The organism is Variovorax paradoxus, assembly GCF_029919115.1.
GTDB lineage: Bacteria > Pseudomonadota > Gammaproteobacteria > Burkholderiales > Burkholderiaceae_C > Variovorax > Variovorax paradoxus_O.
The window spans coordinates 5,288,944-5,315,114 of sequence record NZ_CP123990.1 but is presented as its reverse complement, the minus strand read 5'-3'; the positions used below and the strand labels follow the sequence as shown (position 1 = coordinate 5,315,114).

Annotated in this window: 29 protein-coding genes; 9 read left to right on the top strand and 20 right to left on the bottom strand. The window is 66.5% G+C overall.

Annotation, left to right across the window (positions count from 1 at the left end; genetic code table 11):
- Complete coding sequence (gene ftsY, locus QHG62_RS25440) at positions 1–1,275, top strand: signal recognition particle-docking protein FtsY (protein WP_281148372.1); 1,275 nt, start codon at positions 1–3, stop codon at positions 1,273–1,275.
- 48 nt (positions 1,276–1,323) lie between these two features.
- On the opposite strand, the gene QHG62_RS25435 is transcribed toward ftsY, so the two are convergent.
- The 3 genes from QHG62_RS25435 to QHG62_RS25425 all read right to left on the bottom strand — a co-directional run bounded on the left by QHG62_RS25435 (position 1,324) and on the right by QHG62_RS25425 (position 4,911).
- A complete protein-coding gene (locus QHG62_RS25435) occupies positions 1,324–2,346 on the bottom strand; it encodes a hypothetical protein (protein WP_281148371.1) in 1,023 nt (340 codons plus the stop codon).
- Positions 2,347–2,425: 79 nt separating this feature from the next.
- Positions 2,426–4,204 (bottom strand): ATP-binding response regulator, encoded by a 1,779-nt coding sequence (locus QHG62_RS25430; RefSeq protein WP_281148370.1) that lies wholly within the window; start codon positions 4,202–4,204, stop codon positions 2,426–2,428.
- Positions 4,201–4,911, bottom strand: coding sequence for a response regulator transcription factor (locus QHG62_RS25425; protein WP_281148369.1), 711 nt, complete (start codon positions 4,909–4,911; stop codon positions 4,201–4,203). The genes QHG62_RS25430 and QHG62_RS25425 overlap by 4 nt, the downstream gene beginning before the upstream one ends.
- Positions 4,912–5,080: 169 nt before the next feature.
- Here QHG62_RS25425 and QHG62_RS25420 point away from each other — a divergent pair, with 169 nt between their 5' ends.
- Complete coding sequence (locus QHG62_RS25420; RefSeq protein WP_281148368.1) at positions 5,081–5,545, top strand: DUF962 domain-containing protein; 465 nt, start codon at positions 5,081–5,083, stop codon at positions 5,543–5,545.
- A gap of 33 nt (positions 5,546–5,578) precedes the next feature.
- Here the strand turns inward: QHG62_RS25420 and QHG62_RS25415 are convergent, their stop codons facing one another.
- Positions 5,579–7,456: a WD40/YVTN/BNR-like repeat-containing protein gene (locus QHG62_RS25415; RefSeq protein WP_281148367.1), complete on the bottom strand. Its 1,878-nt coding sequence runs from the start codon at positions 7,454–7,456 to the stop codon at positions 5,579–5,581.
- Positions 7,457–7,725: 269 nt separating this feature from the next.
- On the opposite strand from QHG62_RS25415, the gene rpoH reads away from it, so the two are divergent.
- A complete protein-coding gene (rpoH, locus tag QHG62_RS25410) occupies positions 7,726–8,667 on the top strand; it encodes an RNA polymerase sigma factor RpoH (protein WP_281148366.1) in 942 nt (313 codons plus the stop codon).
- Positions 8,668–8,727: 60 nt separating this feature from the next.
- Here the strand turns inward: rpoH and QHG62_RS25405 are convergent, their stop codons facing one another.
- From QHG62_RS25405 to QHG62_RS25380, 6 genes are read right to left on the bottom strand one after another with little or no spacing between them, the layout of a single operon-like run.
- Complete coding sequence (locus tag QHG62_RS25405) at positions 8,728–9,567, bottom strand: DNA alkylation repair protein (RefSeq protein ID WP_281148365.1); 840 nt, start codon at positions 9,565–9,567, stop codon at positions 8,728–8,730.
- Between the two features lie 19 nt (positions 9,568–9,586).
- Positions 9,587–10,204, bottom strand: a complete 618-nt coding sequence (locus tag QHG62_RS25400; RefSeq protein ID WP_281148364.1) for an SCO family protein — start codon at positions 10,202–10,204, stop codon at positions 9,587–9,589.
- A gap of 17 nt (positions 10,205–10,221) precedes the next feature.
- On the bottom strand, positions 10,222–11,127 hold the full coding sequence (gene cyoE, locus QHG62_RS25395; RefSeq protein ID WP_281148363.1) for a heme o synthase: 906 nt from the start codon (positions 11,125–11,127) through the stop codon (positions 10,222–10,224).
- Positions 11,124–12,338: a COX15/CtaA family protein gene (locus QHG62_RS25390; protein ID WP_281148362.1), complete on the bottom strand. Its 1,215-nt coding sequence runs from the start codon at positions 12,336–12,338 to the stop codon at positions 11,124–11,126. Before QHG62_RS25390 ends, cyoE begins: the two co-directional genes overlap by 4 nt.
- A gap of 4 nt (positions 12,339–12,342) precedes the next feature.
- Complete coding sequence (locus QHG62_RS25385) at positions 12,343–13,026, bottom strand: SCO family protein (RefSeq protein WP_281148361.1); 684 nt, start codon at positions 13,024–13,026, stop codon at positions 12,343–12,345.
- The gene (locus QHG62_RS25380; RefSeq protein ID WP_281148360.1) at positions 13,010–13,819 is read right to left on the bottom strand and encodes an SURF1 family protein; all 810 of its coding nucleotides are present in this window, start codon (positions 13,817–13,819) and stop codon (positions 13,010–13,012) included. Before QHG62_RS25380 ends, QHG62_RS25385 begins: the two co-directional genes overlap by 17 nt.
- A 36-nt stretch (positions 13,820–13,855) precedes the next feature.
- Here QHG62_RS25380 and QHG62_RS25375 point away from each other — a divergent pair, with 36 nt between their 5' ends.
- A complete protein-coding gene (locus QHG62_RS25375) occupies positions 13,856–14,077 on the top strand; it encodes a twin transmembrane helix small protein (RefSeq protein ID WP_281148359.1) in 222 nt (73 codons plus the stop codon).
- 74 nt (positions 14,078–14,151) lie between these two features.
- Here QHG62_RS25375 and QHG62_RS25370 read toward each other — a convergent pair whose 3' ends face one another.
- From QHG62_RS25370 to QHG62_RS25335, 8 genes are all read right to left on the bottom strand, one after another.
- Positions 14,152–15,033, bottom strand: coding sequence for a cytochrome c oxidase subunit 3 (locus tag QHG62_RS25370; RefSeq protein ID WP_281148358.1), 882 nt, complete (start codon positions 15,031–15,033; stop codon positions 14,152–14,154).
- Positions 15,034–15,108: 75 nt separating this feature from the next.
- A complete protein-coding gene (locus QHG62_RS25365) occupies positions 15,109–15,324 on the bottom strand; it encodes a DUF2970 domain-containing protein (RefSeq protein ID WP_281148357.1) in 216 nt (71 codons plus the stop codon).
- The gene (locus QHG62_RS25360) at positions 15,321–15,947 is read right to left on the bottom strand and encodes a cytochrome c oxidase assembly protein (protein ID WP_281148356.1); all 627 of its coding nucleotides are present in this window, start codon (positions 15,945–15,947) and stop codon (positions 15,321–15,323) included. The genes QHG62_RS25365 and QHG62_RS25360 overlap by 4 nt, the downstream gene beginning before the upstream one ends.
- 19 nt (positions 15,948–15,966) lie before the next feature.
- Positions 15,967–16,092, bottom strand: a complete 126-nt coding sequence (locus QHG62_RS25355) for a cytochrome oxidase small assembly protein (RefSeq protein WP_373423298.1) — start codon at positions 16,090–16,092, stop codon at positions 15,967–15,969.
- Between the two features lie 23 nt (positions 16,093–16,115).
- Entirely contained in the window at positions 16,116–17,753 is a 1,638-nt protein-coding gene (ctaD, locus tag QHG62_RS25350) for a cytochrome c oxidase subunit I (RefSeq protein WP_281148355.1), read from the bottom strand.
- Positions 17,754–17,808: 55 nt separating this feature from the next.
- The gene (gene coxB, locus QHG62_RS25345) at positions 17,809–18,987 is read right to left on the bottom strand and encodes a cytochrome c oxidase subunit II (RefSeq protein WP_281148354.1); all 1,179 of its coding nucleotides are present in this window, start codon (positions 18,985–18,987) and stop codon (positions 17,809–17,811) included.
- 59 nt (positions 18,988–19,046) lie between these two features.
- A complete protein-coding gene (locus QHG62_RS25340) occupies positions 19,047–19,523 on the bottom strand; it encodes a DUF2244 domain-containing protein (RefSeq protein WP_281148353.1) in 477 nt (158 codons plus the stop codon).
- A gap of 181 nt (positions 19,524–19,704) precedes the next feature.
- The gene (locus tag QHG62_RS25335) at positions 19,705–20,619 is read right to left on the bottom strand and encodes a biotin synthase (protein ID WP_281148352.1); all 915 of its coding nucleotides are present in this window, start codon (positions 20,617–20,619) and stop codon (positions 19,705–19,707) included.
- Positions 20,620–20,642: 23 nt separating this feature from the next.
- On the opposite strand from QHG62_RS25335, the gene QHG62_RS25330 reads away from it, so the two are divergent.
- From QHG62_RS25330 to QHG62_RS25320, 3 genes are all read left to right on the top strand, one after another.
- Positions 20,643–21,359 carry a ComF family protein gene (locus QHG62_RS25330; RefSeq protein WP_281148351.1) on the top strand — a complete coding sequence of 239 codons (717 nt, stop codon included), beginning with the start codon at positions 20,643–20,645 and terminating at the stop codon, positions 21,357–21,359.
- Between the two features lie 28 nt (positions 21,360–21,387).
- Positions 21,388–21,849: a tRNA (uridine(34)/cytosine(34)/5-carboxymethylaminomethyluridine(34)-2'-O)-methyltransferase TrmL gene (trmL, locus tag QHG62_RS25325; protein WP_281148350.1), complete on the top strand. Its 462-nt coding sequence runs from the start codon at positions 21,388–21,390 to the stop codon at positions 21,847–21,849.
- Between the two features lie 129 nt (positions 21,850–21,978).
- Entirely contained in the window at positions 21,979–22,272 is a 294-nt protein-coding gene (locus QHG62_RS25320) for a DUF4148 domain-containing protein (RefSeq protein ID WP_281148349.1), read from the top strand.
- Positions 22,273–22,298: 26 nt separating this feature from the next.
- Here QHG62_RS25320 and QHG62_RS25315 read toward each other — a convergent pair whose 3' ends face one another.
- Both QHG62_RS25315 and QHG62_RS25310 read right to left on the bottom strand, forming a co-directional pair.
- On the bottom strand, positions 22,299–22,769 hold the full coding sequence (locus tag QHG62_RS25315; RefSeq protein WP_281148348.1) for a MaoC family dehydratase: 471 nt from the start codon (positions 22,767–22,769) through the stop codon (positions 22,299–22,301).
- Between the two features lie 52 nt (positions 22,770–22,821).
- Positions 22,822–23,442, bottom strand: coding sequence for a ParA family protein (locus QHG62_RS25310; RefSeq protein ID WP_281148347.1), 621 nt, complete (start codon positions 23,440–23,442; stop codon positions 22,822–22,824).
- 91 nt (positions 23,443–23,533) lie between these two features.
- Here QHG62_RS25310 and QHG62_RS25305 point away from each other — a divergent pair, with 91 nt between their 5' ends.
- Entirely contained in the window at positions 23,534–24,286 is a 753-nt protein-coding gene (locus tag QHG62_RS25305) for an NAD(P)H-dependent oxidoreductase (RefSeq protein ID WP_281148346.1), read from the top strand.
- A 2-nt stretch (positions 24,287–24,288) separates the two neighbouring features.
- Complete coding sequence (gene kefC, locus QHG62_RS25300; RefSeq protein ID WP_281148345.1) at positions 24,289–26,148, top strand: glutathione-regulated potassium-efflux system protein KefC; 1,860 nt, start codon at positions 24,289–24,291, stop codon at positions 26,146–26,148.
- Positions 26,149–26,171 lie beyond the last annotated feature (23 nt).

Here is a 26,171-nt window from a genome sequence, read left to right as displayed (position 1 = left end):
ATGTTCAGTTTCTTCAAGAAAAAACCTCCCGCCGAAGCCCCGGCCGCACCGGCGCCCGCCCCGGCCGCTGAACCGGCACCGGCGCCGGCACCCGATCCTGCCCCGGCGCGCTCGGTGTTCTCGCCGTCGAGCTGGTTCGGCTCCAAGCCTGCCGCGGAGGAAACCGCGCCTGCACCTGCGCCGGCAATTGCGCCTTCGCCCGCACCCTCCCCCGCACCTGCACCTGCACCTGCACCTGCACCTGCACCTGCCACGCCGCCCACCGTCGCTCCGCCCGCGGCACCAATGCCTGCACCGGCGCCGGTTCCGGCGCCTGCTCCCGTCGAGCCCCCGGCGCCGCTGCCGGCCCCAGCGACCGAAGCGGCGATGCCCGCCGAGCGCAAGGGCTGGTTCGACAAGCTGAAAACCGGCCTGCGCAAGACCGGCACCGGCATCCAGGCGGTGTTCGTCAATGCGCAGATCGATGAGGCGCTTTATGAAGAGCTCGAATCGGCGCTGCTGATGGCCGACGCCGGCGTGAAGGCCACCGAGTTCCTGCTCGACGACCTGCGCGGCCGCGTCAAGCGCCAGATGGCCACCGACGCCACGCAGGTGAAGAAGCTGCTGGCCGATGCCATTGCAGACCTGCTCCGGCCGCTCGAGAAGCCGCTGGTCATCGGCCAGTTCTCGCCGACGGTGATCATGGTGGCCGGCGTCAACGGCGCGGGCAAGACCACATCCATCGGCAAGCTCACCAAGCACCTGGCCAACGAAGGCGCCTCGGTGCTGCTTGCGGCGGCCGACACCTTCCGGGCGGCGGCGCGCGAGCAGCTGCTGGTCTGGGCCGACCGCAACACGGTCGAGATCGTGAGCCAGGAAGGCGGCGACCCTTCCGCCGTGAGCTTCGACGCGGTGACGGCCGGCAAGGCACGCGGCAAGGACGTGGTGCTGGTCGACACCGCAGGCCGGTTGCCCACGCAATTGCACCTGATGGACGAGCTCAAGAAGATCAAGCGAGTCGTCACCAAGGCCGACGCCACGGCACCGCACGAAGTGCTGCTGGTGATCGACGGCAACACCGGGCAGAACGCCCTGGCGCAGGTCAGGGCCTTCGACGAGACCCTGGGCCTCACCGGCCTGGTGGTGACCAAGCTCGACGGCACGGCCAAGGGCGGTGTGCTCTGCGCCATTGCGCGCGAGCGGCCCATTCCGGTCTACTTCATCGGCGTGGGCGAGAAGCTGGAAGACCTCGAGACCTTCAGCGCACGCGAGTTCGCGCAGGCTCTGCTGGGCTGAGGTGCCGCCAGCAGTGCCTGCCGCTGCTCGGAAGCCGCTAGAAGCCGCTCAGAAACCGAAGAGCGATCGGGTATCGCAGAGAAACCCGGTGCAGCTGGCCGGCCGGATGTAGAGCGTCCGGATCTGGCCGCTTGGCAGCGCGTAGTCGCCCACCAGCGCATTGCCCTTCGCGCCCTCGGCGTTCGCCTGCACGATGTGGTCCGCGCTGTTGCCGGCAGTCTGCAGGTTCAGGTAGCTGAACGTGGCCGATTGCGACAGGTCTTTTTCGTAGAGCAGCTTGGTGCCGTCCGAGAAGACGTAGCCGGTCTTGAACCGGAAGCCCCGGGCGCCCTGGGACTCGAGCTGCGCCAGGAAATCGGCGTCGCTGCCGGGCTGGCCCAGCGCCTCGTAGCCATAGGTTGCACTGCCTTGCGAGTCCTTCTGATACACCAGCACCGTGGTTCCGCCGACCATGTAGGCGCCGGCGACACTGAAGTAGCCGTTGCCGCCCTGGGCGTTGACCTGTGCCAGATAGCCGGCACTGTCGCCTGGCGCCGTCAGCACGGCATAGGTGTAGGTCGACGAGGAGGAGTTGTCCTTGCGATAGAGCGTGCGCGTCTGGCCGCCTATCACGTAGGGACCGCCCCACTTGAAGCCTCGGGCACCCTGAGCGTTGAGCTGGTCCTGCAAGTCGGCCGCGGAGCCTGCGACCGGCATCAACTCGAAGGCGTAGGAGGTTTCGGCGTCCTTCACATAGGCCTCGACAACCTCTGCGCTGTAGGGGGTCATCGAAATGGTGAACGCGAAGCCGCCGAAAAAGCGGAACGACCTCGCGCCCTGCGCATTCAGCCGGGTGAGAAACGCCGATGGGTCGGCGGATGGGGCCAAGGCCTCGTACATGAAAGTGCGCGTGGCGGGAACCGGGGCCGGAGCGGGCGGCGGCGGGGCCGGGGGCGGCGGCGCGGGAGGAGCGGGCGCGGGCGCCGGTACCACCGGCAACCCGGCGAATCCACCGCCGCTGCCGCCACCACCTCCTCCACCGCAGGCCGCCAGAGCTGCGGCGAGCGCCGATATCACTAGTTTCGATTGCATGAAATCACTCCCTGAGAACATTGATGTGTGAGACCGCGCAAAGGTAAAGCGCGCCCCGCCCGCACACCAGTGCCAAAGGTCATGTCGCGCCGGCGGGCGCGAGTTCGTTCAGGGTTCGAAGCAGCTTGCCGGCATCGACGGGCTTGAACAGCACGGCCACGCCGGACGCACGCACGCGCTGCAAGCGTTCGGGCGCGGTTTCGCCGGTGACCAGCAACAGCGGCATGTCGGTGCCGGGGCGCCGGCGAAGGCGCTGGCCGGCGTCGAGCCCGTCGTTGCCCTCGGCCAGGCGGTAGTCGCACACCAGCAGGTCGAAGGGCCGTGCCTGGTCTTCCGCCCGCGCCAGGGCTTTTTCAGCCTGTGCCTCGTCGGCCACGGCCTCCACCTCGATGGACCAGGAGCGCAGCAGCTCGCTCATGGCCTCTCGGATTTCCGCTTCGTCGTCGACCAGCAGCACGCGCTCGGGCAGTGCCTGAGCCCCTGCGGCGCGCTGCCGGTGAGCCTCGGCGCCCTGCAGGGTGGAGGCCGCCAGCGGCGCGGCGGCGGGCAGCACCACGCGGAAGTGGGTTCCCCGCCCTGGGCGCGAATGCACCTGCAGCGGATGGTCCAGCAGCCGCGACAGGCGCTGCACGATCGAAAGGCCGATACCCAGCCCCTGCGACCGGTCGCGGCCCGGGTTGCCGACCTGATAGAACTCTTCGAAGATGCGGCCGATCTGCTCTGGCGCAATGCCGACGCCGGTGTCGCGCACGTCGATCCACACGGCATCGCCGCGCGCGCGGGCCCGCACGGTCACGCCGCCGCTCACGGTGTACTTGAGCGCGTTGTCGATCAGGTTCGAGAGCATGCGGTGCAGCAGTTGCGGATCGCTGCGCACCCACAATCCGCTCGCGCGCACGCGCAGCTGCAGCTCCTTCTGTTCGGCCTGCGGAGAAAACATGTGGTTGAGCGGCAGGAACAAGGCGTCGAGCTGCACTGCCCGGATCTCCGGCGTGACCACACCTGCATCGAGCCGCGAGACGTCGAGCATGGTGTCCAGCGAGGTGCCCAGTGCGTTCACCGCGCGCATCAGGCGTTCCGCATGGGCGCCTTCGGGACGGCCGCGCAATTCGTTTTCGAGCGCGGCGCCGAACAGCGCAATGGCATGCAGCGGCTGCCGCAGGTCATGGCTGGCGCTGGCGAGGAAGCGGGTTTTTTCTTCGCTGGCACGTTCGGTGGCGGCGATCTGCTCCTCCAGCCGCACGGCCAGTGCTTCCTTCTCGAAGCGCAGGGCCAGCGAATCCGCCAGCAGTTGGTGTTCCTGCACGCCCACGCGCAGCATCAGAACGAGGTAGATCGTGGCAAAGGCCGCAAGAAAGAGATGGATGGAATCGCCCTGCCACGCCAGGGCGACGATCAGCCCGCCCATCATCGGCAGCGTGTGGCCGAACAGCGCCGCCTTCAGCGGCCGCAGCGACTGCACCGCGCGAGCGCAGTTGCCCATCATCACCACCATCAGCGCGGCCGTGACGGGCAGGTTGCCTGCGGGCACGAAGATCCATGGCGCCAGCGCATCGGCAAACCCGAGCAGCGTCACGATGCGGGTGATCTTGCGGGCCCACCAGGCGCTTTCCGACGCCGGCACCCACGGGTTCCAGCGCGGCGTGAAATACATGCCCAGGTAGAGCGCCAGGTGCAGCACCACAAACGGCAGCACCATCGGGTCGCCCAGCTGCAGGTACATGAACCCACCGAGCACAAGAACGAAGACCAGGCGCGCGAGAAAAGTCGCGTTGTAGTTGAAATACACCGAGGCCACGTGCTCACGCAGCACCCGCTGGCTCAGCGGCGTGTCGGCGGCCACGGGCGGCGGGCTCAACGCAGGCTGCTGATCAGTTGCGCGCGCGAACGCACGCCGAACAGCAGCAGGATGGTCGATACGTGGTTCTTCACCGTGCCTTCGCTCAGGTTTGCAATCTGGGCAATTTCCTTGTTCGCCTTGCCTTCGAGCACCCACTGCAGCACCTGCATCTGGCGCGGGGTGAGCTCTTGCCAGGCGCTGGCCTGCATCGATTCGATCTGGCCGCTGGGCGCCTGCATGAGGGCCGGAGGCGTGACTGCGGCCGCTTCCGCGTCGAGCAGCCCGCAGGCCCGGATAAAACCCACCACCTCTTTCAGGTCTGCCGACTTCGGCAGGAAGGCGCTCGCACCCAGCGCCAGCGCGCCCTGGGCCAGGGATGTGTTGCCCGTGCCCGAAAGCACCACGAGGCGCGCCGCCGGGTAGCGCAGGCGAAATTCGGCCAGGCCGCTGAGGCCATGGGTGTCCGGCAGCGCCAGGTCGAGCAGCACCAGGCCGATGGAATCCTGATGTTCCTCGTAGAGCGCAAGCGCATCCGCCGCATTGCCGGCTTCGAAAACTTCGATGCTCGCGCCGGAAGAAGCGGCCTGCGTCTGCACCAGTGCGCGCACCCCGAGACGCAGCAGATCGTGGTCGTCAACCACCAGGATCGCGGTGCGCGCGCGGGCAAGGCCGGTTTCAGCAATGGAAGGCGGCGGTTGGGAGGAAGATTCGAGCGGAAGGGCCACGCGGCCGATCTTAGCGACGCGCGAAATGCGCAACAGTGTCCTAAGTCATGGCCCCATCAGGGGCGCCCAAAGATGGTTTTGCTGCGTTTTCAATAGCACTTGCCATCGCCTTTCGGCGAAGGCACCATGCAGGTACATCGCCGTACCGAGCGACGCTTTGGAGACAGACATGATGCACACCGCCGATGCCCCGGTGGCCGCAACAGACCGCAAGGTCGACCGGCTGCTTGCCCACTATGGCGAAAGCCACCGCCATCCGACCAACGAACTGATTCACTTCGTCGCGATCCCGGCCATCATGCTGAGCATCGTCGGGCTGTTGTTCGCGCTGCACCCGTGGGTGGCCTACGGCTTTGTGGCGGCCAGCCTGGTGTACTACGCCACCCTTCGCTCCCCCGCCTTCCTGATCACCATGCTGATCGGTACCGCGCTGGTGCTGGCAATAGTTCAGGCCATGGGCGCCCTTGTTCTGCCGATTTCCGCCGCCATCTTTGTAGTGGCATGGATCTTCCAGTTCATCGGACACAAGATAGAGGGCAGGAAACCTTCCTTCTTCGAAGACATCCAATACCTCTGGGTGGGGCCGCTTTTCGTACTCTCGAGGCTGTTTTTGCGGTTGGGTATCCGCTGGTAAGCCCCACACCAGCGTGCGAGCCGCGAAGCGGATTCAGCGAATGACGAATGCCACGTTGGCCAACACATAGCCGACGGGCAGGAACACCCCGCCTCCCACGTATTGCAGCTCCAGCGAGTCCTGTTGCCCTCCGGAAATCGACCCGGCCGTTCCGAGGGTGGTCGAAGCGCGACGCGTACCGAGATGGATGGCTGAGCCCGACTTGGCGGCGGCCACCTTCACGCCGTCGGCGCTGCTCGCGACCGCAGTCCAGGCACCGGCGTCGCTGGTCGCACGCCAGGTCCGGCCGCTGTCGCTGGACGCGTAGAGGCGACCACCGCTGGTGGCGGCCACGACGTAGCGGCCGTCGGCGGACGTGGCGATGCCTCGCCATTCCCGGTTGACGCTCTGCGCTTCCCACGTGGTACCCGAATCGGTGGAAATCCAGACGGCGCCCGTGTCCACGGTGGCGTACAGGATGCTGCCGTCCGCCGACGACGCCGCCGACCACCAGAATTGGCCGCTCGCGCGCGCGGTCCAGCTCACGCCATAGTCGGTCGAGACATACAGCTGGGCGCCATTGGTGGCCGCCACCAGAACCCGGCCATCGGCCGAAGAGGCCACGGCACGCCAGGCTCGGTTCGACTCACGCGCAGTCCAGCTGCTACCGCCGTCCGAGGACGTCCAGATCTGCCCGAGGTAGGCGGTCGCGACCAGGCGCGACCCGTCGGCGGAACTGGCCACCGCGCTCCAGGCTCGGGAAGATCCGTCGTTGGCCCATGTGCTGCCGCCGTCGGTCGAGCGGAAAAGCGCACCGCCGTTGGTCGCGGCGAGCAGCGCAAGTCCATCGCTGGAAGAAGCGACGCCACTCCAGGTCTGTCCCGTGAGGCGCAGGCCCCAGGTCGCACCGGAATCGCTCGAGGTGTACAGATCGCCGCTGCTGGATGCTGCCGCCAGACGGGTGGCATCAGCGGACGAGGCCAGGCTGCTCCAGCTGCTGGTGAGCGCCCCCGAGCGCCAGTCGAAGTCCGATCCGCCGGGCAGGCCGCGCGTGTCGATGCGCTGCCCAGCGTTCTGCGCGATGGTCCACCCGCCGCTGCCCACCCCCACAACCTTGATCCAATCGCCCACCGTGGGGGCGGGCGGCAGGGTGAGCGTGACGCCGGTGCTCGAATTCGCCTGATAGCCGGTGTTCGACTCGGTCTGGACACTCGAGGCTGTGACGTTGACCCAGCGCGTGTCGGCCGGCGCGGCCGCGCACACGTAGGCCGTGGCCGTGACCTCTGCGGCGTCGAGCACGCCGTTGGCGTTCAGGTCCAGCCCGGACTGCACGCGTTGACCGCCATAGGTGCAGGTGCCGCCCGGTGCTTCGGCGGCGAACGCGAGCAGGCTGTCGCGGCCATTCGACCCCGCAGCGCCCGTCGCACCCGGCCCACCGCCGCAGACGTAGGCCGAACTGGTCACCTCCGCATCCTCGAGCACGTCATTGCGGTTCAGGTCCTTGCCGGCCAGCACTTGCGAGCCGCCCTGCGCGCAGTTGCCGCCGGCGGGCTCGGCCCGCATGCGCACCAGCGTGCTGAGGCCATCCACCCCGGCGGTGGAGTTGCAGATGTACTGGGTGGACGTGACTTCGCTGTCCGCGAGCACGTGATTGTTGTCGGCGTCCAGGCCGGCGTCGACGCGTGCGCCGCCCAAGGTGCAGTTGCCGCCGACGGCCTCCGACTTGACGCGCATCAGCACAGTGGATTCGCCGGATGTGCCGGCGGGCGCAGGCGTGGCGGGCTGCGGCGCGGTGGGAACGAAGAATGCCGCGTTACCCGCGCCACCTCCGCCTCCCCCTCCGCCGCAGGCGAACAGTGCCATAGAGGCGGTCAGCCCTGCGGCCAGGCGGGCATTGCGAATGATGCGGCAGGCGGGTCTGGAGGAAGGCATGAGCGGGTGCAATAGATATACACGAAGGCGCGACTTGGGCCGCGCGGCGAAACGCAACGCAACGGATTGTAAGAAATTGCTGCCGTGCGATGAAATCCCAAGGAGTTGGTAAAGGAACTCGCGGCATGATCCCGGAACCAACGTTCGTTGCATAGCAGGACAAGGTGATGCCATTGGCTATCGGCCCGATAGAGACTGAACGGGAACCCTTGCTTTAGCACTCCCTCTAATCGAGTGCTAATATGCCCAATACAAAGGAGTTTCCCCTGATGACCACGCTGTCTGGAGCCTCTGCCAACCAGCTCGCCGTTGCCAATCCATGGTCGATGGTGCCGCCGCTGGGCAACCTGGATGCTTATATTTCGGCCGCCAACCGCCTGCCGATGCTCACGCTCGAAGAAGAGCAGGGCTTCGCACGCCGTTTGCGCGACCACAACGACCTCGAAGCGGCCGGTGCGCTGATCCTCTCGCACCTGCGTCTCGTGGTTTCCATTTCGCGCCAATACCTGGGTTACGGCCTGCCTCACGGCGACCTGATCCAGGAGGGCAATGTCGGTCTCATGAAGGCCGTGAAGCGTTTCGACCCCGACCAGGGCGTGCGGCTCGTGAGCTACGCCATGCACTGGATCAAGGCCGAGATTCACGAGTACATCCTGAAGAACTGGCGCATGGTCAAGGTCGCCACGACCAAGGCCCAGCGCAAGCTGTTCTTCAACCTGCGCTCGATGAAGCAAGGCTTCAAGGCGGATTCGGCCGCTGCCGACAACGGCACGCACCGCGACACGCTGAGCCCCGACGAGGTGTCGCAAATGGCGACCCGGCTCAACGTCAAGCCCGAAGAAGTGCTTGAAATGGAAACCCGCCTGTCGGGCGGCGACGTGCTGCTCGATCCGGGTCCGTCGGACGACGGCGATGAAGCCTTCGGTCCGATCGCCTACCTGGCCGACGCCACGCAGGAACCGACCGCCCTGCTCGAATCGCAGCAGCGCGACCGGCTCTCGAGCGACGGTATCGCTACCGCGCTCGAGGCGCTGGACGAACGCAGCCGCCGCATCGTGGAAGAGCGCTGGCTCAAGGTCAACGACGACGGTTCGGGCGGCATGACGCTGCACGACCTGGCGGCGGTGTACGGCGTGAGCGCCGAGCGCATTCGCCAGATCGAAGTCGCGGCCATGAAGAAGATGAAGAAGGCGCTGGCCGAATACGCGTAAGCCCCGGTTCGGTTCTTCGCTCAGAAAAAAGCCCGGTCATGCCGGGCTTTTTTTATTCCTTCATGCCTGCTTCGAAAGCGTCCGCAGCGCGCGCTTGGCGATGTATCGGGTTGCCGGCGCGTCGGATTCGTCGATCCAGCGCGTGCAGAGCCGGTCGACCCATTCCGGCTGGGTCTTGCTCGCGTCGTTGAGCCAGTTGGCCACCGAGTTCTGCACATAGCGGCTGGGGTCGGCGCGCAGCGGTTCGATGAGTGGCAGCGCCCGCCACGGTTCGGCCTTGAGCGCTTCGATCTGTGCACACCACACGCCGCGCGGGCGCGTGAGCTCGCTGGCAAAGCGGCGGATGTTCGGGTCGGCGTCGGCCGTCCAGGGTTGCAACAGCGCCAGCGATTCGTCGAGCGAGCCGATGACCGCGTCGCGCACCGCCATCCAGGCGATTTCGCGAACGCCGAAGTGCGAGTCGGCGGCAAACCGGCGCACCGCCTGCAGTTGCGCGGCCAGCGGCAATCCCGAGAGCGCCACCCACTGCGCAGCCCAGCAGCGCGCCACGTCGCTGGCGTGCGTGGCCAGCCGGTGCGCGACGGCATCGCGCTCGGCATGCAGCGCCGCCAGGTCGTAAAGCGCACGCGCAATGTGGCCGTGCCGCTGCATCGGTTTGAAGGCGCCGAGCATGGCGAGCGTGTCGGCCAGCCGCTCGCTCGCCGGATCCAGGCCGATATGGCCCGCCACGCTGCGCGCCAGCTGCGGCAGTTCCAGCGCCAGGAATTCGTTGAGGTTGACGGTTTCAAGCAACCCGTCGTTCAGCGCGCGCAGCACCTCGGGCGGAATGAGCGCGATGCGGAATGCGCCCCTGCGCGTCTTCAGATGATCGACCGGGGCGAAGGCAACGGCAGCGTCCATCGGCTGGGGCGGCACTCGCTCAGGCCTTGAGCAGCGCCTTCACGTCGGACACCATCGGCGCGACGCCGGTGCCATAGCGCGCGTACAGCCTTACCCGGCCTTCGGTGTCGTAGACGAAACTGGCGGCGGAATGGTCCATCGAGTAGCTGGTGGGGGTCTTGCCCTCGACCTTCTTGTAATAGACCTTGAAGTCCTTGGCGGTTGCGGCGAGCTGCTCGGGCGTGGGAATGAGCGCGACGAAATTCGGATCGAACGCGCCCATGTAGGCCTTCAGCACCTCGGGCGTGTCGCGCGCCGGATCGACCGTGACAAACACCACCTGCAGCTTGTTGCCGTCGCTTCCGAGCTGCTGCTTGACCTGCGCCATTTCGGTCATGGTGGTGGGGCAGACGTCGGGGCATTGGGCATAGCCGAAGAACAGCACCACCACCTTGCCCTTGAAGTCGGCCATGGTGCGAACCTTGCCATCGGCATCCTTGAGCGAAAAGTCCTTGGCGTAGTCGGCGCCGGTGATGTCGACCGCATTGAAGCTCGGCCGGGGTTCGCTGCAGCCGGAAAGCCCCAGGCCGAGGGCGGCGGCGGCGCCTGCCCACCCTGCACTGCCGACGATCAACCTGAGAGCATTTCGCTTGTTCATGGATACGGACATTTCGGTCAACGGAGATAGTGGTCGACGAGCAATGCCGCGAACAGCACGCTCAGGTGAATGAGCGAAAACCGGAAGGTCTTGCGCGCCAGCATGTCGGAATACTTGCGCCAGAGCGCAAAGGCATAGCCGGTGAAGCCGATGCTCACGCCCACCGCCACCGCCAGGTAGAGCCAGCCGCTCATGCCGTAGATGAACGGCATCAGGCAGGCTGCGAAAAGGATGAAGGTGTACAGCAGCACCTGCAGCCGCGTGAACTCGTTGCCGTGGGTCACCGGCAGCATCGGGAGGCCCGCCTTGCGGTAGTCCTCGACGCGGTAGAGCGCCAGGGCCCAGAAGTGCGGCGGCGTCCACAGGAAGATGATGAGAAAGAGGATCAGCGCCTCGGGGCCTACGTCGCCCGTCATCGCGGCCCAGCCCAGCACAGGGGGCATTGCGCCCGACGCGCCGCCGATCACGATGTTCTGCGGCGTCAGGGGCTTGAGGATCACCGTGTAGATCACCGCGTAGCCGACAAAGGTCGCAAAGGTCAGCCACATGGTGAGCGGGTTCACCTTGAACCACAACAGCGCCGAGCCGGCCAGGCAGAGCAGCGCGGAGAACATCAAGGCCTGCAGGTCGCTGAGCTGCCCGCGCGCCGTGGGTCGCCACGCGGTGCGTTTCATCTTGGCGTCGATACCCTTCTCGACCAGGCAATTGAACGCCGCCGCCGCACCCGCGACCAGCCAGATGCCGGCGCAAGCCAGCAGTGCGCGCTGCACATCGGCCCATGTCGGTGCGCCGGGCACGGCCAGCACCATGCCGATGAGGGCGCAGAAAACGATCAGCTGCACCACGCGCGGCTTGGTCAGCGCATAGAACTGGCGCAGCACGCTGGCGGTGCTTGCCTGCTCCACGGAAATCGGCGTGCTCACGCGGTGGCCCCCCTCTGGTTGTCATGCAGGGCGCCGGGCGCCTTGTCCTTGTTGTGTACGGTTGCGGCGGCGGTCGCGCGGCGGCTTTCGCAAAGCGCCCAGGTCAGCACCACGGCCAGCGCCGCGGCGCCGCCGGTGTGAAGCACGGCCGCGGCGAGCGGCCAGCCGAGCAGCACGTTGCCCAGGCCAGTGGCAAGCTGCAGCAGGGCCAGGCCGATGAGCCATCCGGCTTGCGGCCGCAGCGGCCCGATGCGGCGCAAGCGCCAAGCGAGCACGCCCAGCGCGGCAAACACCACGTAGGCCATCAGCCGGTGCACGTAGTGAATGGCAGTGAGCGCCGAAAAATCGAGCGGGGACCCGCTCCCGGTCACGCCCAGGTGGCGCCAGATTTCAAAGCCCTGCGCAAAGTTCATCGGCGGCCACCAACTGCCTTGGCAGGTTGGGAACTGGGTGCACGCCAGCACGGCGTAGTTGGTGCTGACCCAACCGCCAAGCGCAATTTGCAGCAGGAGCAATGCAGAAGTGGCAAGCAACCCGTTGCGCAATGCGGGCGATACGGCAATGGGCAGCCGGTCCGCGGCGGCCTGCCTGTAGCGCACCGCCTGGATGCACAGCAGCACGAGCAGCACCACGGCGCCCAGCAGGTGAAGCGTGACGATCGCCGGAAAGAGCTTCCAGGTTACGGTGAGCGCGCCGAATGCGCCCTGCAGGCAGACCCAGACCAGCGTCACCGCCGGCCACCATGCGCTGAGCGTGGCGTGTTCGCCCTCTGCCTGCACGGGAAGGCGGCGCTGGCGGCGCCGCACGACCCAGGTGGCCCCCGCGAGTACAAGGATGAGCACGCCCACGCCGGTGGCGAGATAGCGGTGGACCATCTCTACCCATGCCTTGCTGTGGGTGACCGGGCCGGTCGGCTGGGCCGACTGCGCCATTGCAATTTCGTGGCGCGCGCCAACGGGGCTCGCGTTGCCGTAGCAGCCGGGCCAGTCGGGGCAGCCCAGGCCCGAATCCGTAAGCCGGGTGAAGGCGCCGAAGAGCGTGAGATCGAAAGTGAGAAACAGCGTGAGCACAGTGAGCGCCTGCAGCCGGCGCGCCGGGCCGGCGCCGGCATTGCGGCGCCACACCCACACCAGCGGGCCGAGCGCGATCAGCACGCCGGCCGCCATCAGCCAGGCGATCGGTGTGAGGTCGTAGAGCGAGCCGGTGTCCATCGTGTCAGCGGCCGGGTTCGTCCCAGGATGCGGAGGCGCGCAGCAGGCGGTCGAGGTCGCGCTTGGCGCGGCTGGCCCCCTTGGCATCCATGCCCGCCGGGAAACGCATCATCCAGTTGCCCATGGGATCGACCACATACAGGTGCTCGGCCAGCGAATGGCCCTGGACAGGCGCAAACCATTTGGCGAGCTGCTCGGCCGGCACGCGCAGCACGGTGGCGCCGCGCAGGCCATTGGCCAGGCGGGCGGGCACAGGCGCCGCGTCGCTCACGAGCCAGACACGGTCGAGCCGGTCTTTTTCGCGGCCCAGGCTTTCGCGCAACTGGCGCTGCAGGTAAAGCTGCTGCTCGCAAAGCGCATTGCAAGCCGCATCGGCCACGGCGACCAGCAGCCATTGGCCCTTGAGCGTGGCGACGTCGACCGGCGCGCCGTTGCGGTCGGTGGCGGTGAGTGCCGGCAGCACGCGTTGCGGATCGATGAGCTCGCCGTAGACGCTGCGGCCTTCGGGCCGGATCACGTAGTAGGTGAAATAAGACGCAATGACAGGGGCGGCGCACATCAGCATCACCGCAATCATCTTCCAGCGTCCGACGACCGTGCGGCGGCCCTCGGCGCCGTCGAGTGCCTGGTTGGGCGACGGCATCGAGTGCACCGTCAGGCCCAGGGGTTCGTCAGAGGCTGCTTGCATCGTGTGTGCGGCGCCTGGAGCGGCGGAGGGGGGCAATGAATTGGAACCAGACATAGAGGATGACCACGAGGGCTGAGAGCCCGAACCACTGGAATGCATAGCCGTAGTGTTTCTCCAGACCCAGTGCGGGGGCCGGCCAGTCGCGCTGCAACCCCTCGGAAGCCGGGCCGACCTGCTGCAGCGACACATCGGTGCGCAGCGGCAGCTTGGTTTCGGCGCGGAACGCTTCCAGGTCCAGATTCTGCCGGATGGGCGAAGACCCCTGGGCTTCCGGTGCCGAGGCGGCTGCGGCCGGCTTGCCGAGCTCGAACAAGTGGCCCGGCGGGGGTTCGATCAGCCCCGTGACTTCGACAATGCCGGGCGGCGTCTGGACCGCGCCCAATTGCATGCGGTCGTTGAAATTGCGTTGTACCCAGCCACGCTGCACCATCACCGTCTGGTCGCTTCCTTCGAGGGCGAACGGGGTGAGCACGTAAAACCCGGGCACGCCGTGCATCTGCCGGTTGTCCAGGTAAACCGTCTGCGGCGTCAGCCAGAGGCCGCGCAGCCGCACAGGCCGGTGCAACGCGCCGGCCGGCGCCTCCAGCGCCAGAAATTCGGCCTGATCGAGCGGCGGCTTCTGCTTCTGGGCTTCGATCTCGGCCTGCAGCGCCTCTTTTTGGGCTGCGCGCGAAAGCTGCCAACGCCCGAGCGACACCGTGGCGGCCAAAGTGAGCGCGGCTGCCAGCGTGACCAGCAGGAAGCGGACCCGCCCCGGCGCACGCGCGGCGGAAGAAACGGGTTCCGGCGTCACTGGAAGGGATGAGGCGCGCGGCCGATAATCGGGGTCATGAAATACTTCGTCGCCCTGGCTTTCCTGGGCATCTTCGCGAGCCTCGCCTTCGCGCTCTTCTACATGCTGAAAGACGGGCGCAACGGGCGTGCCAAAAGCGGTGGCATGGCGCGCGCCCTCACCTTTCGGATCGGCATTTCGGTGGTTTTGTTCCTCTGCATGCTGCTCGCCTGGAAACTCGGCTACATCCAGCCCACCGGGCTCCCGGTCAGCAAGTAGATGGTGCTCGTTCCACGAGAACCATGAAAAAGGCGCCTTTCGGCGCCTTTTTGCTTGTATGCCGCGGGTTTCGCTCAAAGCCAGTAGACCAGCACGTAAAGGCCGAGCCACACCACGTCGACGAAGTGCCAGTACCAGGCCGCGCCTTCGAAGCCGAAATGGCGTTCCGGCGTGAAGTGGCCCTTGCGCAGGCGCAGCGTGATGAACAGCAGCATCAGCATGCCGATGAACACGTGCAGGCCGTGGAAGCCGGTCAGCATGAAGAAGGTCGAGCCGTAGGCACCCGAACTGAGCTTGAGGTTCAGTTCGGTGTACAGGTGGAAGTATTCGTAGCCCTGCACGCCCAGGAAGACCAGGCCGAGCAGCACGGTGAGCCACATGAAGCGGATGCACTGGGCGCGATGGTCGGCGCGAAGCGCATGGTGCGCAATGGTGAGCGTGACGCCCGAGCTCAGCAGGAGCGCGGTGTTGATCGTGGGCAGCCAGAACGGGCCGACGGTCTGGAACGGCTCGACGATGTCTGCCGGCGAACCGGTGGCGCCGGCGGCAATGCTCGGCCACACGGCCTTGAAATCGGGCCAGAGCAGCGCGTTTTCGAGGCTGCCCAGAGCGGGCAGCGAATGGGTACGGGTCCACCACAGCGCGGTGAAGAAGGCGCCGAAGAACATCACCTCGGAGAAGATGAACCAGCTCATGCTCCAGCGGTACGAGAGATCGATCTTGTGGCCGTACTGGCCGCTTTCGCTCTCGCCGATGGCCGCGCTGAACCACACGAACAACGTGGCAAGCCACACGACCATGCCAAGCAGCAGCGACCACGCGCCCCATTGATGGCCATTGATCCACTGGCCGGCGCCAAGAATCACGAAGAACAGGCCGATCGAAGCCATGACCGGGTAGGCCGATGGCCCGGGCACAAAGTAGTAGGGCGTGGTGCCGTGGGTGGTTGAACTCATATCAGCTCCTGGCTTTCTTTCTTCTCTCGATTCGATTCGATGGGGTCTGGATGTCGGTTGCCCTGCGGGCTGTCTTCAGGGCGCAGCCACGTGGCGCACCAGCAGCACAAGGCCGACGATAAAAACGATGACCGCGGCAAATGCCACCGCGATGATGTGCAGCGGGTTCAGCTTGGCCAGGTCGTCCTGGTAGGCGCTTTTCTTGCGCACCCCGAAGAATGACCAGCAGACGGCCTTCACCGTGTCCCACAGCGTGGCCTTGGGCGGCGGCGAATTCGGACCGGCGGTCACGAGCGGGGCTCATGGGCAGCATTGGAAACAGCGGCAACCGGAGCCGGAGGCGTCTTGCCGCCGACTTCGAAGAAGGTGTACGACAGCGTGATCGTCTTCACGTCCTTGGAGATCTTCGGATCGATGACGAAAGCGACCGGCCATTGCTTCTTTTCGCCGGCATCCAGGGTGTACTGGTTGAAGCAGAAGCACTCGAGCTTGTTGAAGTACGGCGCGGCCTGCTGCGGCGCATAGCTCGGAATGGCCTGCGCAGCCATGCGGCGGTTCTGCACGTTCTGGAACTCGTACATCACCGTGTTCAGCTGGCCGGGGTGCACCTGCATCGTCCGCTCGGCGGGCTTGAAGTCCCAAAGGCCGCCGCGCACGTTGGAGTCGAACTCGACCGTGATGGTGCGGGTGGTGTCGACCTGCGAGTTGTCGGGCACGCGCACGTTCTTGCCGCCGCTCGCGCCGCCCGGCACCTCGAGCTCGTTGAGGGCGAGGATGTTGATGCCGGTCATTTCGCAGATGGCGCGGTAGAGCGGCACCAGGGCATAGCCGAACGCGAACATGCCGCACGCCACCACGGCCAGCTTGCCGACCATGCGCACATTGGCGCGCTTGATGCGTTGACCGAGGCTCATGCGTACGGCTCCGTTCGCTTCAGCGTCCGCTGAACCAGATCATGCGGACCAGGAATCCGAGAAAGAACAGCACCGCGATGGAGGCCAGCGTGAGCCCCATGCGGCGGTTGTTCTTTCTTTGTTCGGGCGTGGTCATTGTCGTCATGCGGGCCTGCGGCCGTGAAGCGTTCAGCCGATCACCTTGGTGGCGGTCGCATCGAGCTTGGGCGGGTTTTCGAAGGTGTGGAAAGGCGCCGGCGACGGCACTTCCCATTCGAGGCCTTCAGCGGCTTCCCATGGCTTTTGCGGTGCCTTCTCGCCCTTGCCGAGCATGGTCGGCAGCACGACGAAGAAGAAGAAATAGACCTGCGCAAGACCGAAGGCGAACGCGCCGATCGATGCCACCGCGTTGAAGTCGGCAAACTGCATCGGATAGTCGGCATAGCGGCGCGGCATGCCTGCCAGGCCCAGGAAGTGCATCGGGAAGAAGGTCACGTTGAACGAGATCAGCGACCACCAGAAGTGGATCTTGCCGCGCGCTTCGCTGTACATCACGCCCGTCCACTTGGGCGCCCAGTAGTAGTAGCCCGCAAACATGGCATAGAGCGAGCCGGCCACCAGCACGTAGTGGAAGTGCGCCACAACGTAGTAGGTGTCCTGCAGCTGGATGTCGATGGGGGCAATGGCCAGGATGAGGCCGGTGAAGCCGCCCATCGTGAACACGAAGATGAAGCCCACCGCAAACAGCATCGGGGTCTCGAACGTCATCGAGCCCTGCCACATGGTGGCGATCCAGTTGAAGATCTTCACGGCCGTCGGCACCGCGATCAGCATGGTCGCGTACATGAAGAACAGCTGGCCCGTGACCGGCATGCCGGTCGTGAACATGTGGTGCGCCCAGACGATGAACGAAAGGATCGCGATCGACGAGGTGGCGTACACCATCGAGGCGTAGCCGAACAGCTTCTTGCGCGAGAACGCCGGAACGATCTGGCTGATGATGCCGAACGCCGGCAAGATCATGATGTAGACCTCGGGGTGGCCGAAGAACCAGAAGATGTGCTGGTACATCACCGGGTCGCCGCCGCCGGCGGGGTTGAAGAAGCTGGTGCCGAAGTGGCGGTCGGTCAGCGTCATGGTGATGGCGCCTGCGAGCACGGGCATCACGGCAATCAGCAGGTAGGCGGTGATGAGCCAGGTCCAGCAGAACATCGGCATCTTCATCAGCGTCATGCCGGGCGCGCGCATGTTCAGGATGGTGACGATGATGTTGATGGAGCCCATGATCGACGAGGCGCCCATGATGTGCATCGCGAAAATGCCGGCGTCCATCGAGGGGCCCATCTGCAGCGTGAGCGGGGCGTAGAGCGTCCAGCCGGCAGCGGGTGCGCCGCCGGGCATGAAGAACGAACCCACGAGCATCAGCGCAGCAGGAATCAGCAGCCAGAAGCTGAAGTTGTTCATGCGCGCAAAGGCCATGTCGGATGCGCCGATCTGCAGCGGGATCATCCAGTTTGCGAAGCCCACGAACGCCGGCATGATGGCGCCGAACACCATGATCAGGCCGTGCATGGTGGTGAACTGGTTGAACAGTTCGGGGTTCACCAGCTGCAGGCCGGGCTGGAACAGCTCGGCGCGGATCAGGAGCGCGAGCACGCCGCCCACCATCAGCATCGTGAAGCTGAACAGCAGGTAGAGCGTGCCGATGTCCTTGTGGTTGGTGGCGAACACCCAGCGGCGCCAGCCGGTGGGCGCTGCATGGTGCTCGTCGTGATCGTGTGCGTGGCCGTCGTGGGCGTGACCGTGGGGGTCGAGGACTGCACTCATTTCATTGTTCCTTGCAATTTCTTCGTCGCGGGGCGCTTGGGCTCGATCTTCGCGATCACTTGCCGCGCAGGGCCAGAACTTCGGCCGGCTGCACCAGCTGGCCCGTCTTGTTCGACCAGCTGTTCTTGGTATAGGTGGCAACGGCGGCGAGGTCGGTGTCGCTCAGCTGCTTCCACGAGGGCATTGCGCCATTGTTCTGGCCATTGAGCAGCACCAGCAGCTGCACCTTGTGGTCGGCATCGACCACCTTGGGGCTGGCATCGAGCGGCTTGATCGGGCCGGCGCCCTTGCCGTTGGCCTGGTGGCAGGCTGCGCAGTTGGCGGCATAGACCTTCTCGCCGCGGGCCATCATGTCGGGCAGCGTCCAGACCTTGCTCGGATCGTCGAGCTTGGCAGCGGCTTCCTTGCGCTTGGTATCCACCCATGCCGTGTAGTCGGCGGCCGAGACCACCTTCACGTGGATGGGCATGTAGGCGTGTTCCTTGCCGCAGAGTTCCTGGCACTGGCCGTAGTAGTCGCCCACGGTTTCGGCACGGAACCAGGTGTCGCGAACGAAGCCGGGAATCGCGTCCTGCTTGATGCCGAGCTGGGGCACGGCAAATGCGTGGATCACGTCGTTGGCGGTGGTGATGATGCGGACCTTCTTCTGGACCGGCACCACCAGCGGGTTGTCGACCTTGAAGAGGTAGTCGTCGGGCATCTGGCCCTTGGCGCCGGCGTCGGACATGGCGCGCTGCGAGCTGTCGAGCGTGGAGATGAAGGCCAGGCCCTCGCCTTCACCGTTCAGGTAGTCGTAGCCCCATTTCCACTGGTAGCCGGTGGTCTTGATGGTGAGGTCGGCGTTGGTGGTGTCCTTCTGGGCCACCAGCACCTTGGTGGCGGGAAGCGCCATCACGATCACGATGATGAAGGGCACGATGGTCCAGATGACCTCGACCACCACCGATTCGTGGAAGTTGGCCGCCTTGTGGCCGACCGATTTGCGGTGCTTCCAGATCGAATAGAACATGACCGCGAACACGGCGACGAAGATGACCGTGCACAGGATCATCATCACCGTGTGCAGGAAGTGCTGTTCCTGCGCAATCTTGGTAACGCCAAGCGGAAGATTCAGCTGGCGCACCGAGGGGCCGCCGGGCAGATCGTTGACTGCGTGCGCCGCGCCGCTGAAAGCCGCGCCGGCCGCCAGCAACAGATTCGCCGGCCTGTACTTGTTGCGCCAAATGCTCTTCATCGTGTTCACGTTTCTCAATTTTTTCAACAAACCCAACCGTGCAGTGCCGCGCGAGCCGATCAGGCGCCACGCAACGCCATGCGAATCTCGCGCGCCAGTGCGGCTCGCAACTCCGGGCGTACATAGCGCCCCACCCTGACCGACCGACCCTGACCCGAGACCTCGATCAGCGAGCGATCGCCGGCCTGCGGCTCGACCCGCACCTGGTGCGGCAGAAATTCCGTGCGCTCGTAGTCTCCACCGTTCTCGAGCTCCACCACCAGCCGTCCGCCCTGCAACGCGATCTTTTCTCCATCGGTCGCGTGCCGCGCGTACAGCATGAATACGTAACCCACCGCCGCCAGTTCGAGCCACGCAAAGGGCAGCACCAGCGGCGCTCCGTGCAGCCAGAACGCCGTACCGATACCGAGCGATACCACGCACAGCGAGGCGTAGAGCCAGCCCAGCTGGCTCGGCGTCACCGAGCAATTGCGCTTCAGGAACCAGTGGATGTTCTGGCCTGAAACGGTGGCAAAACGAAACACGGAATTCGACACGGGCGAGTTCAGCAAATCGGTGCGTCGACGACCGGCCCACCCCTTGTCTCCACTGGATCGGACAGCCCTCGTTCGCGGAACAACACCCGCGAGTTTCACGCAACGGCGGATTGTAGCGGGTAGACACAGGTGCCCGCCCGCAAGATGCGCAGCAGTCTTCGCCTTGGGACGGCCCGCCGGCTCAGGCGCCGGGCCGGCCGCGCTGCAGCATCGAACGCATCTCGCGCAGCGACACCGCGCTCTCGGCCGAAAGCGCCACGCGCGGCGCCGGCTTGAAGGCGTGGCCATAGATGACTTCGAAGGTCAGCGCAATGCGCCCGCCGCCCTCTTCCGCCGGCGCCAGTTCGGGCAGCGCGTGCTTGAGCGACCGGTGCCATGCCTTGCCGCGCAGCGCCGGAAAGCGCGCCGGATGCAGGTTGCGCCCGAGCGTGCGCAGCTCGGCAAGCGCCGCCTCGGGCGTGGCCCAGGTAAGCACGATGCGTTCCATGTCCATCACCGGCTCGGCAAAGCCGGCGTGCACCAGCATGTCGCCCCAGTCGTGCATGTCGGTGTATTCGTGGCCCGCGGCCGGCCAGCCAAGCCGCGCGTGCAGCGCCCGCAACTCGCGGACCGTGTCGGGCCCCAGGCAAGAGAACATCAGGAAGCCGTCGGTCGCCACCAGCCGGTGCCACTGAGCAATGAGCGCCTCGGGATCGGCGGCCATGTGCAGCGACATGTTGGCCCAGAGCAGGTCGACTCCGTCTTCGGGCGGCGCATCGAAACGCGCCTTACCGCCCTGCCAGCGCCGCGCGCTCCACCAGGGCGCAGCCAGTACCTGGCTGGTTGCGGCGGCAAGGGCCGGCTCGGTTTCGATCACGAAGCAGGCGGCCTCGCGGTAGCGCCGGGCCACGAGTTCGTGCGCCTCCATGCCGCCGCGAAGGGGGGCCCAGTCGGCCCAGGTGCGCGGCTGCGCCTTGATCCATTGCAGCCGGTCTTCCATGCGGCGGCCGATTTCCTCGTGCAGCCAGGGTGAGCCGTCGGCAGGCGCGAGCCGCCTCCAGCGTGCGGCCGCCGTGGGATCGATGGTCGGCGGTCTTCTTGCGGGGTCGGTGGCCATGGGGCCGTGAGTATATTGAGGCCATGTTCAGCCGTTGGGCCCGTCGGCCTTTGACCTCTCTGCTTGCACGGCTGCCCAGCCAGTGCGAGGTATGCCGTGCCTGGCCTTCCCGGCGCGTTTGCGACGCCTGCGTGGCCCGCTTTGCGCCGCCCGCCGCCCGCTGCGGCAGTTGCGCACTTGCGCTTCCCGAGGGCGTCGTCCGGTGCGGCGAATGCGTGGGTGAACCGCCGCCGCTCGACGCCTGCCTTGCGGCCTGCGACTATGCGTGGCCGTGGCCCGAATGCATCGCCCAGTTCAAATTCCGCGGCGAGGCGGGCTGGGCCGGCCCGCTTTCAACGCTGATGCGCAGCGTGCCTTGGGTCGAACCGGCGCTGGAACAATGCGACACCGTGCTGCCAATGCCCATGGCGCCTGCCCGGCTGCGCGAGCGCGGCTTCAACCAGGCGCTCGAACTCGCGCGAAGGCTGGCGCCCGCCAAGACCGACGCCACCCTGCTCCTGCGTACCCGCGACACACCGGCGCAGATCGGCCTTGCGCGCGCCGAGCGCCTTCGCAACCTGCGCGGGGCCTTCGCGGTGGAGCCGCTGCGCGCAAGCCAGTTGCAGGGCCGGCGCGTCGTGCTGGTCGATGACGTGATGACGACGGGCGCCTCCCTTTTCTCGGCGGCCGCGGCGCTACGGCTGGCCGGCGTTGCCCATATCACGGCCGTGGTTCTCGCGCGGACCGGCTCGCCGCATTGAGCGGGCGCGCCGCCGCGACAATCGGCGCATGTTCCATATCGTCCTGGTCCACCCCGAAATCCCGCCGAACACGGGCAACGTGATCCGCCTGGCGGCCAATACCGGCTGCGCGCTGCATCTGGTCGAGCCGCTGGGCTTTTCGATGGACGACCGCCTGCTGCGCCGCGCCGGGCTCGACTATCACGAATACGCCGAGGTCAAGCGCCATGCCAGCTGGCAGGCCCTGCTCGACACCGAAAAGCCTGCCGCCGACCGCATGTTTGCACTCACCACGCGCGGCACGCGCGCCGTGCACGACGTTCGCTTCCAGCCCGGGGATTGGCTGGTGTTCGGCTCGGAGACGAGCGGACTGCCGCCCGCGGTGCGCGAGGGTTTTGCCGAATCCCAGCGCCTGCGGCTGCCGATGCGCGAGGGGCAGCGCAGCCTCAATCTTTCGAACGCGGTGGCGGTAACCGTGTTCGAAGCCTGGCGGCAAAACGGATTCGGTTGAAAAGACAGCCCTTGCAGCGGCAAAGGGGCGAATCCAACAGGCAAGAAGCACCGTATGACAGGCATGCCCGGTCGTCCGGCCGGGCATACGAGTGAGTCCATCCACCGCCTTGCCTCAAGGAGTTCCGCCATGAATGCCAAGTCAATTGCCTTTGCGACCTTTGCCGCCCTCGGCGTCTGTACCGGCGCCCAGGCTTTCCAGGGTGAACAGAATCCGCTGCCGCCGGCACCTTTCCAGTCGGCCCAGTCGCGCGCCGAAGTCCAGGCCCAGGCGCGCCAGCCGCTCCAAATCGGCAATGGCGGCACCGGCACCGCTGCCCCGACCGCCGGCACAACCGACCGCGCGGCTGTTCGCGCCGGCGCACTCGGCGTTACCCGCCAGGGTCCCGCCACCTACGGCGAAGTGACCGACCGCCGGATGTAGGGCCGGATACAGGAGGGCAAACCGCCTCAGCGGTAGCGGCGCACCACCGACTCCGCCACGCAGGCCGGCTTGGCCGCGCCTTCGAGCTCGATCGTCGTTTCCCAAGTCATCTGGATGCCGTCGTCGGCAATCGGCTCGGCGGTGAGCAGCTTCATGCGCGCCCGCAGCCGCTTGCCGACCGGCACCGGCGACATGAAGCGCACCCGGTTCAGCCCGTAGTTCACACCCATGCGCGACTCGACCACCTCCAGCGCCGTCTCATAGAAACGCGGCAGCAGCGAGAGCGTGAGGAAACCGTGCGCAATCGGCCCGCCGAAGGGGCCGGCCTTGGCTCGCTCGATGTCGACATGAATCCACTGATGGTCGCCCGTGGCTTCGGCGAACTGGTTCACCTGCTCCTGCGTGATGCTGATCCAGTCGCTCACGGCGACTTCCTGGCCAACGCAGGCGGCAAGATCCTGAAGGGTCTGGAATGTCTTTTTGGTCATGCGCGGCATTCTGGCGCCTGGGGCGCGGGCGCGGGTGTCGGCATCGCGACAGCCGAAAGCCTCAGCCCTCCAGCCACTCGCAGATCGGTTGCCACTGCTCCAGGTCGCGCTGCACGCGCCCCGGGGCAATGTCGAACAGCGTGAGCCCGCGCGCCGCGAGCTGCACGTAGTTCTGGGTGTCGCGCAATTCGCCCAGCACCGGCACGCCCAGGCTGGCGATGAACTCGTTCAACCGGTCGGCGGCCAGGGTGCGGGCGTTCACGCGCATGCCCACGAGGCTGATCTTCGTTTTTTCGGCGCGGCGCTGCTCCATCAGCCGGTCGAGAAAATCGCGCGTGGCGTAGATGTCGAAGATGCTCGGCTGCAGCGGCACGATCACCCGGTCGGCCAGGGCCAGCACCTCCTTGAAGCGCCATCCGTGCAAGCCGGCCGGCGTGTCGAGCACCGCATGCGTGGTTCCGCGCGGCGGCCGCACCACGGCGCTGTCGCCCGTGGCCTCCCAGGTGGAGATGGGCCGCGCCTGCGGCGGCCGCAGGCCGAGCCAGAGGCGCGAAGATTGCTGGCGGTCCACGTCGCCAAGCATCACGGCATGGCCGCGGCTTGCGAAGTAGCCCGCAATGTTCGTCGCGAGCGTCGACTTGCCTACGCCACCCTTGGGGTTGGCGACCAGAACCACCGGCATGAGCATCTCCTCCAGAGCTGGAACAGCCCGCATCGTAGCGACACGAGGCGCGCCCGGGCGGCAGGAGCCGATCTTGAGCTATGTTCGCTGCATGACGACAACAACATCCACCGACAGTGCCAACGCCGATTCCGGCGGCATCTATGTGCTTGCGGCCCACCCGCACTGGCGCGATTCCCGCGTCAACCGGCGGCTCCTGGCCGCCGCGCGATCGGTGCCCGGCGTCGAGGTGAACGACCTCTACGGCAGCTACCCCGACTTCTCCATCGACATCGAGGCCGAGCAGGCGCGGCTTGCCAAGGCCAGCCTGGTGGTGCTGCTGCACCCGATCCAGTGGTATTCGATGCCTGCGCTGCAAAAGCTCTGGGTCGATGACGTGCTCGGCTACGGCTGGGCCTACGGCCCTGGCGGCACCGCCTTGCAAGGCAAGGACTTGTGGCTGGCCGTCACCACGGGCAGCCCCGAGCAGAGCTACCACCCGCAAAGCTATCACCGCTATTTCTTCGACGCCTTCCTGCCGCCGTACGAGCAGACCGCGGCGCTGTGCGGCATGCGCTTCTTGCCGCCGCTGGTCTTTCACGGCGCGCGCAGCGCGAGCGAAGCCGACGTGGCTGCGCACGTCGACGTGTTCGCCCAGCGGCTCGGCAGCTACCCTGAGTGGCCCGAACTCGAAGAGCTCGATGCCTGCATCGCCTGCCCGGTGCCCGAGGCCGATCGCCCCGCCGAGCACGACGAAGCCGCCTCGGCTTCCGGCGCTTTCCAATCCGCAATGGCCCACGGCCTGCGTTCCATCTCCGCCGCCAACGAAGAAGCCGAAAACGACGGCAAGAAAGGCACGGCCTGAGCATGGAGCACGCACCCGCCTGGCTGACAAGCAGCCTTATCTATCTGAGCGCCGCCGTGCTGGTGGTGCCGCTTTCCAAGGCCCTGGGCCTCGGCTCCATCATCGGCTACCTCGTGGCCGGCATCGCCATCGGCCCCTGGGGGCTGGGGCTCGTCTCCAGCGTGGAAGACGTGCTGCATTTCGCCGAATTCGGCGTGGTGCTGATGCTGTTTCTGGTGGGCCTCGAGCTTGAACCCAAGCGCCTGTGGAACCTGCGCCGGCCCATCTTCGGCTGGGGCGCCGCGCAGGTGCTGAGCTGCGCCGCCGTGCTGTTTGCCGTGGGCTGGGCCGCGGGTGCCGAATGGCGTGTGGCGCTGGTGGCGGCTCTCGGCCTGGCGCTGTCGTCCACCGCCATTGCGCTGCAGGTGTTCGGCGAGCGCAACCTGCTCAAGACGCCGAGCGGCCAGGCCGGCTTTTCGATCCTGCTGTTCCAGGACGTGGCGGCCATTCCGATCCTCGCGCTGCTGCCCCTCCTGGCAGGCGCCACAGCGGCCGAACAGTCGCTCAGCGGGGTGGACCGCGCGCTCGAGGCGCTCAAGATCGTCGGCGTCATCGCCGGCATCATCCTGGGCGGCCGGCTTGCCCTGCGCCCGGTACTGCGCTGGATTGCCCGCAGCGACACGCCCGAGATCTTCACCGCCGCGGCGCTGCTGCTGGTCGTGGCCATTGCCGCGCTGATGCAGTTCGTGGGCCTTTCGATGGCGCTCGGCGCCTTTCTTGCCGGCGTGCTGCTGGCCGAAAGCGAATACCGGCGCGAGCTCGAAACCGACATCGAGCCGTTCAAGGGCCTGCTGCTCGGCCTGTTCTTCATTGCCGTGGGCATGTCGATCAACTTCGGCGTGCTGATTGCGAGCCCCTGGCTCATGGCCGTGCTGGTGGTCGGCTTCATGGCCATCAAGCTGGTGGTGATCTATGCGCTGGCAAAGGCCATGGGCATTGCCTACCAGGAGCGCCCCGTGTTCACGCTGCTGCTGGCGCAGGGCGGCGAGTTCGCGTTCGTGGTGTTCCAGGCCGCGGGGCCTGACGTGCTGCCGCCCGAAATCACCTCGCTCCTGATCGGCGCCGTGGCACTGTCGATGCTGCTGTCGCCGCTCTTGCTGGTGCTGCTCGACAAGTTCGTGCTGCCCCGCTACAGCCGCGGCAACGGCACCCAGCTGGAAGAAATTTCAGAGCAGCAGGACGCCAAGGTGCTGATTTGCGGCTTTGGCCGCTACGGCCAGATCGTCGGCCGCATGCTGATGTCGCAGGGCTTGCGCGTGACGGTGCTCGACCATGACGCCGACACCGTCGAAGGCCTGCGCCAGTTCGGCTTTCGCGTGTTCTACGGCGACGCGACGCGGCTCGACCTGCTGCGCACCGCGGGCGCCGGCACGGCCAAGGCCATCGTGGTGGCGGTGGACGACATCGAGCAGTCGCTCAATATCGTCGACCTGGTGAAAGAGCACTTTCCCCAGGCACGCATCATTGCGCGGGCCCGCAACGTGACGCACCTTTTTCAGCTCCGCGACCGCGGCGTGACCGATGTGGAACGCGAGGTGTTCGAATCGTCGCTGCGCAGCGCCCGCACCACGCTCGAGGCGCTGGGCTGGCCCGCCCACGAAGCGCGCGAAACGGCCATGCGGTTCCGCCGCCGGAACATCTTGCTGAGCGACGAGATCTATCCGCACTACAAGGACCGCGCCAAGCTCATTGCGGCCAACAAGGCGGGCCGCCAGCAGTTCGAGGAGCAGATGGCACGCGAACGCGAGGAACGGCAACGCCGCTCGGGCCGCGACTGGGACCGGTTCGAGGAAAAAGAAGAAGCGGAAGAGGCGGACGGCTGAGCCCGCCCTCGGGCTGGCACCTG

Bases quoted from the DNA above. Each gene is read 5' to 3' on its own strand.
- ftsY (WP_281148372.1), top strand. From the start codon at position 1: ATGTTCAGTTTCTTCAAGAAAAAACCTCCCGCCGAAGCCCCGGCCGCA.
- QHG62_RS25435 (WP_281148371.1), bottom strand. From the start codon at position 2,346: ATGCAATCGAAACTAGTGATATCGGCGCTCGCCGCAGCTCTGGCGGCC.
- QHG62_RS25420 (WP_281148368.1), top strand. From the start codon at position 5,081: ATGATGCACACCGCCGATGCCCCGGTGGCCGCAACAGACCGCAAGGTC.
- QHG62_RS25415 (WP_281148367.1), bottom strand. From the start codon at position 7,456: ATGCCTTCCTCCAGACCCGCCTGCCGCATCATTCGCAATGCCCGCCTG.
- rpoH (WP_281148366.1), top strand. From the start codon at position 7,726: ATGACCACGCTGTCTGGAGCCTCTGCCAACCAGCTCGCCGTTGCCAAT.
- QHG62_RS25405 (WP_281148365.1), bottom strand. From the start codon at position 9,567: ATGGACGCTGCCGTTGCCTTCGCCCCGGTCGATCATCTGAAGACGCGC.
- QHG62_RS25400 (WP_281148364.1), bottom strand. From the start codon at position 10,204: ATGAACAAGCGAAATGCTCTCAGGTTGATCGTCGGCAGTGCAGGGTGG.
- QHG62_RS25390 (WP_281148362.1), bottom strand. From the start codon at position 12,338: ATGGACACCGGCTCGCTCTACGACCTCACACCGATCGCCTGGCTGATG.
- QHG62_RS25385 (WP_281148361.1), bottom strand. From the start codon at position 13,026: ATGCAAGCAGCCTCTGACGAACCCCTGGGCCTGACGGTGCACTCGATG.
- QHG62_RS25375 (WP_281148359.1), top strand. From the start codon at position 13,856: ATGAAATACTTCGTCGCCCTGGCTTTCCTGGGCATCTTCGCGAGCCTC.
- QHG62_RS25370 (WP_281148358.1), bottom strand. From the start codon at position 15,033: ATGAGTTCAACCACCCACGGCACCACGCCCTACTACTTTGTGCCCGGG.
- QHG62_RS25360 (WP_281148356.1), bottom strand. From the start codon at position 15,947: ATGAGCCTCGGTCAACGCATCAAGCGCGCCAATGTGCGCATGGTCGGC.
- QHG62_RS25355 (WP_373423298.1), bottom strand. From the start codon at position 16,092: ATGACGACAATGACCACGCCCGAACAAAGAAAGAACAACCGCCGCATG.
- ctaD (WP_281148355.1), bottom strand. From the start codon at position 17,753: ATGAGTGCAGTCCTCGACCCCCACGGTCACGCCCACGACGGCCACGCA.
- coxB (WP_281148354.1), bottom strand. From the start codon at position 18,987: ATGAAGAGCATTTGGCGCAACAAGTACAGGCCGGCGAATCTGTTGCTG.
- QHG62_RS25335 (WP_281148352.1), bottom strand. From the start codon at position 20,619: ATGGCCACCGACCCCGCAAGAAGACCGCCGACCATCGATCCCACGGCG.
- QHG62_RS25330 (WP_281148351.1), top strand. From the start codon at position 20,643: ATGTTCAGCCGTTGGGCCCGTCGGCCTTTGACCTCTCTGCTTGCACGG.
- trmL (WP_281148350.1), top strand. From the start codon at position 21,388: ATGTTCCATATCGTCCTGGTCCACCCCGAAATCCCGCCGAACACGGGC.
- QHG62_RS25320 (WP_281148349.1), top strand. From the start codon at position 21,979: ATGAATGCCAAGTCAATTGCCTTTGCGACCTTTGCCGCCCTCGGCGTC.
- QHG62_RS25315 (WP_281148348.1), bottom strand. From the start codon at position 22,769: ATGCCGCGCATGACCAAAAAGACATTCCAGACCCTTCAGGATCTTGCC.
- QHG62_RS25310 (WP_281148347.1), bottom strand. From the start codon at position 23,442: ATGCCGGTGGTTCTGGTCGCCAACCCCAAGGGTGGCGTAGGCAAGTCG.
- QHG62_RS25305 (WP_281148346.1), top strand. From the start codon at position 23,534: ATGACGACAACAACATCCACCGACAGTGCCAACGCCGATTCCGGCGGC.
- kefC (WP_281148345.1), top strand. From the start codon at position 24,289: ATGGAGCACGCACCCGCCTGGCTGACAAGCAGCCTTATCTATCTGAGC.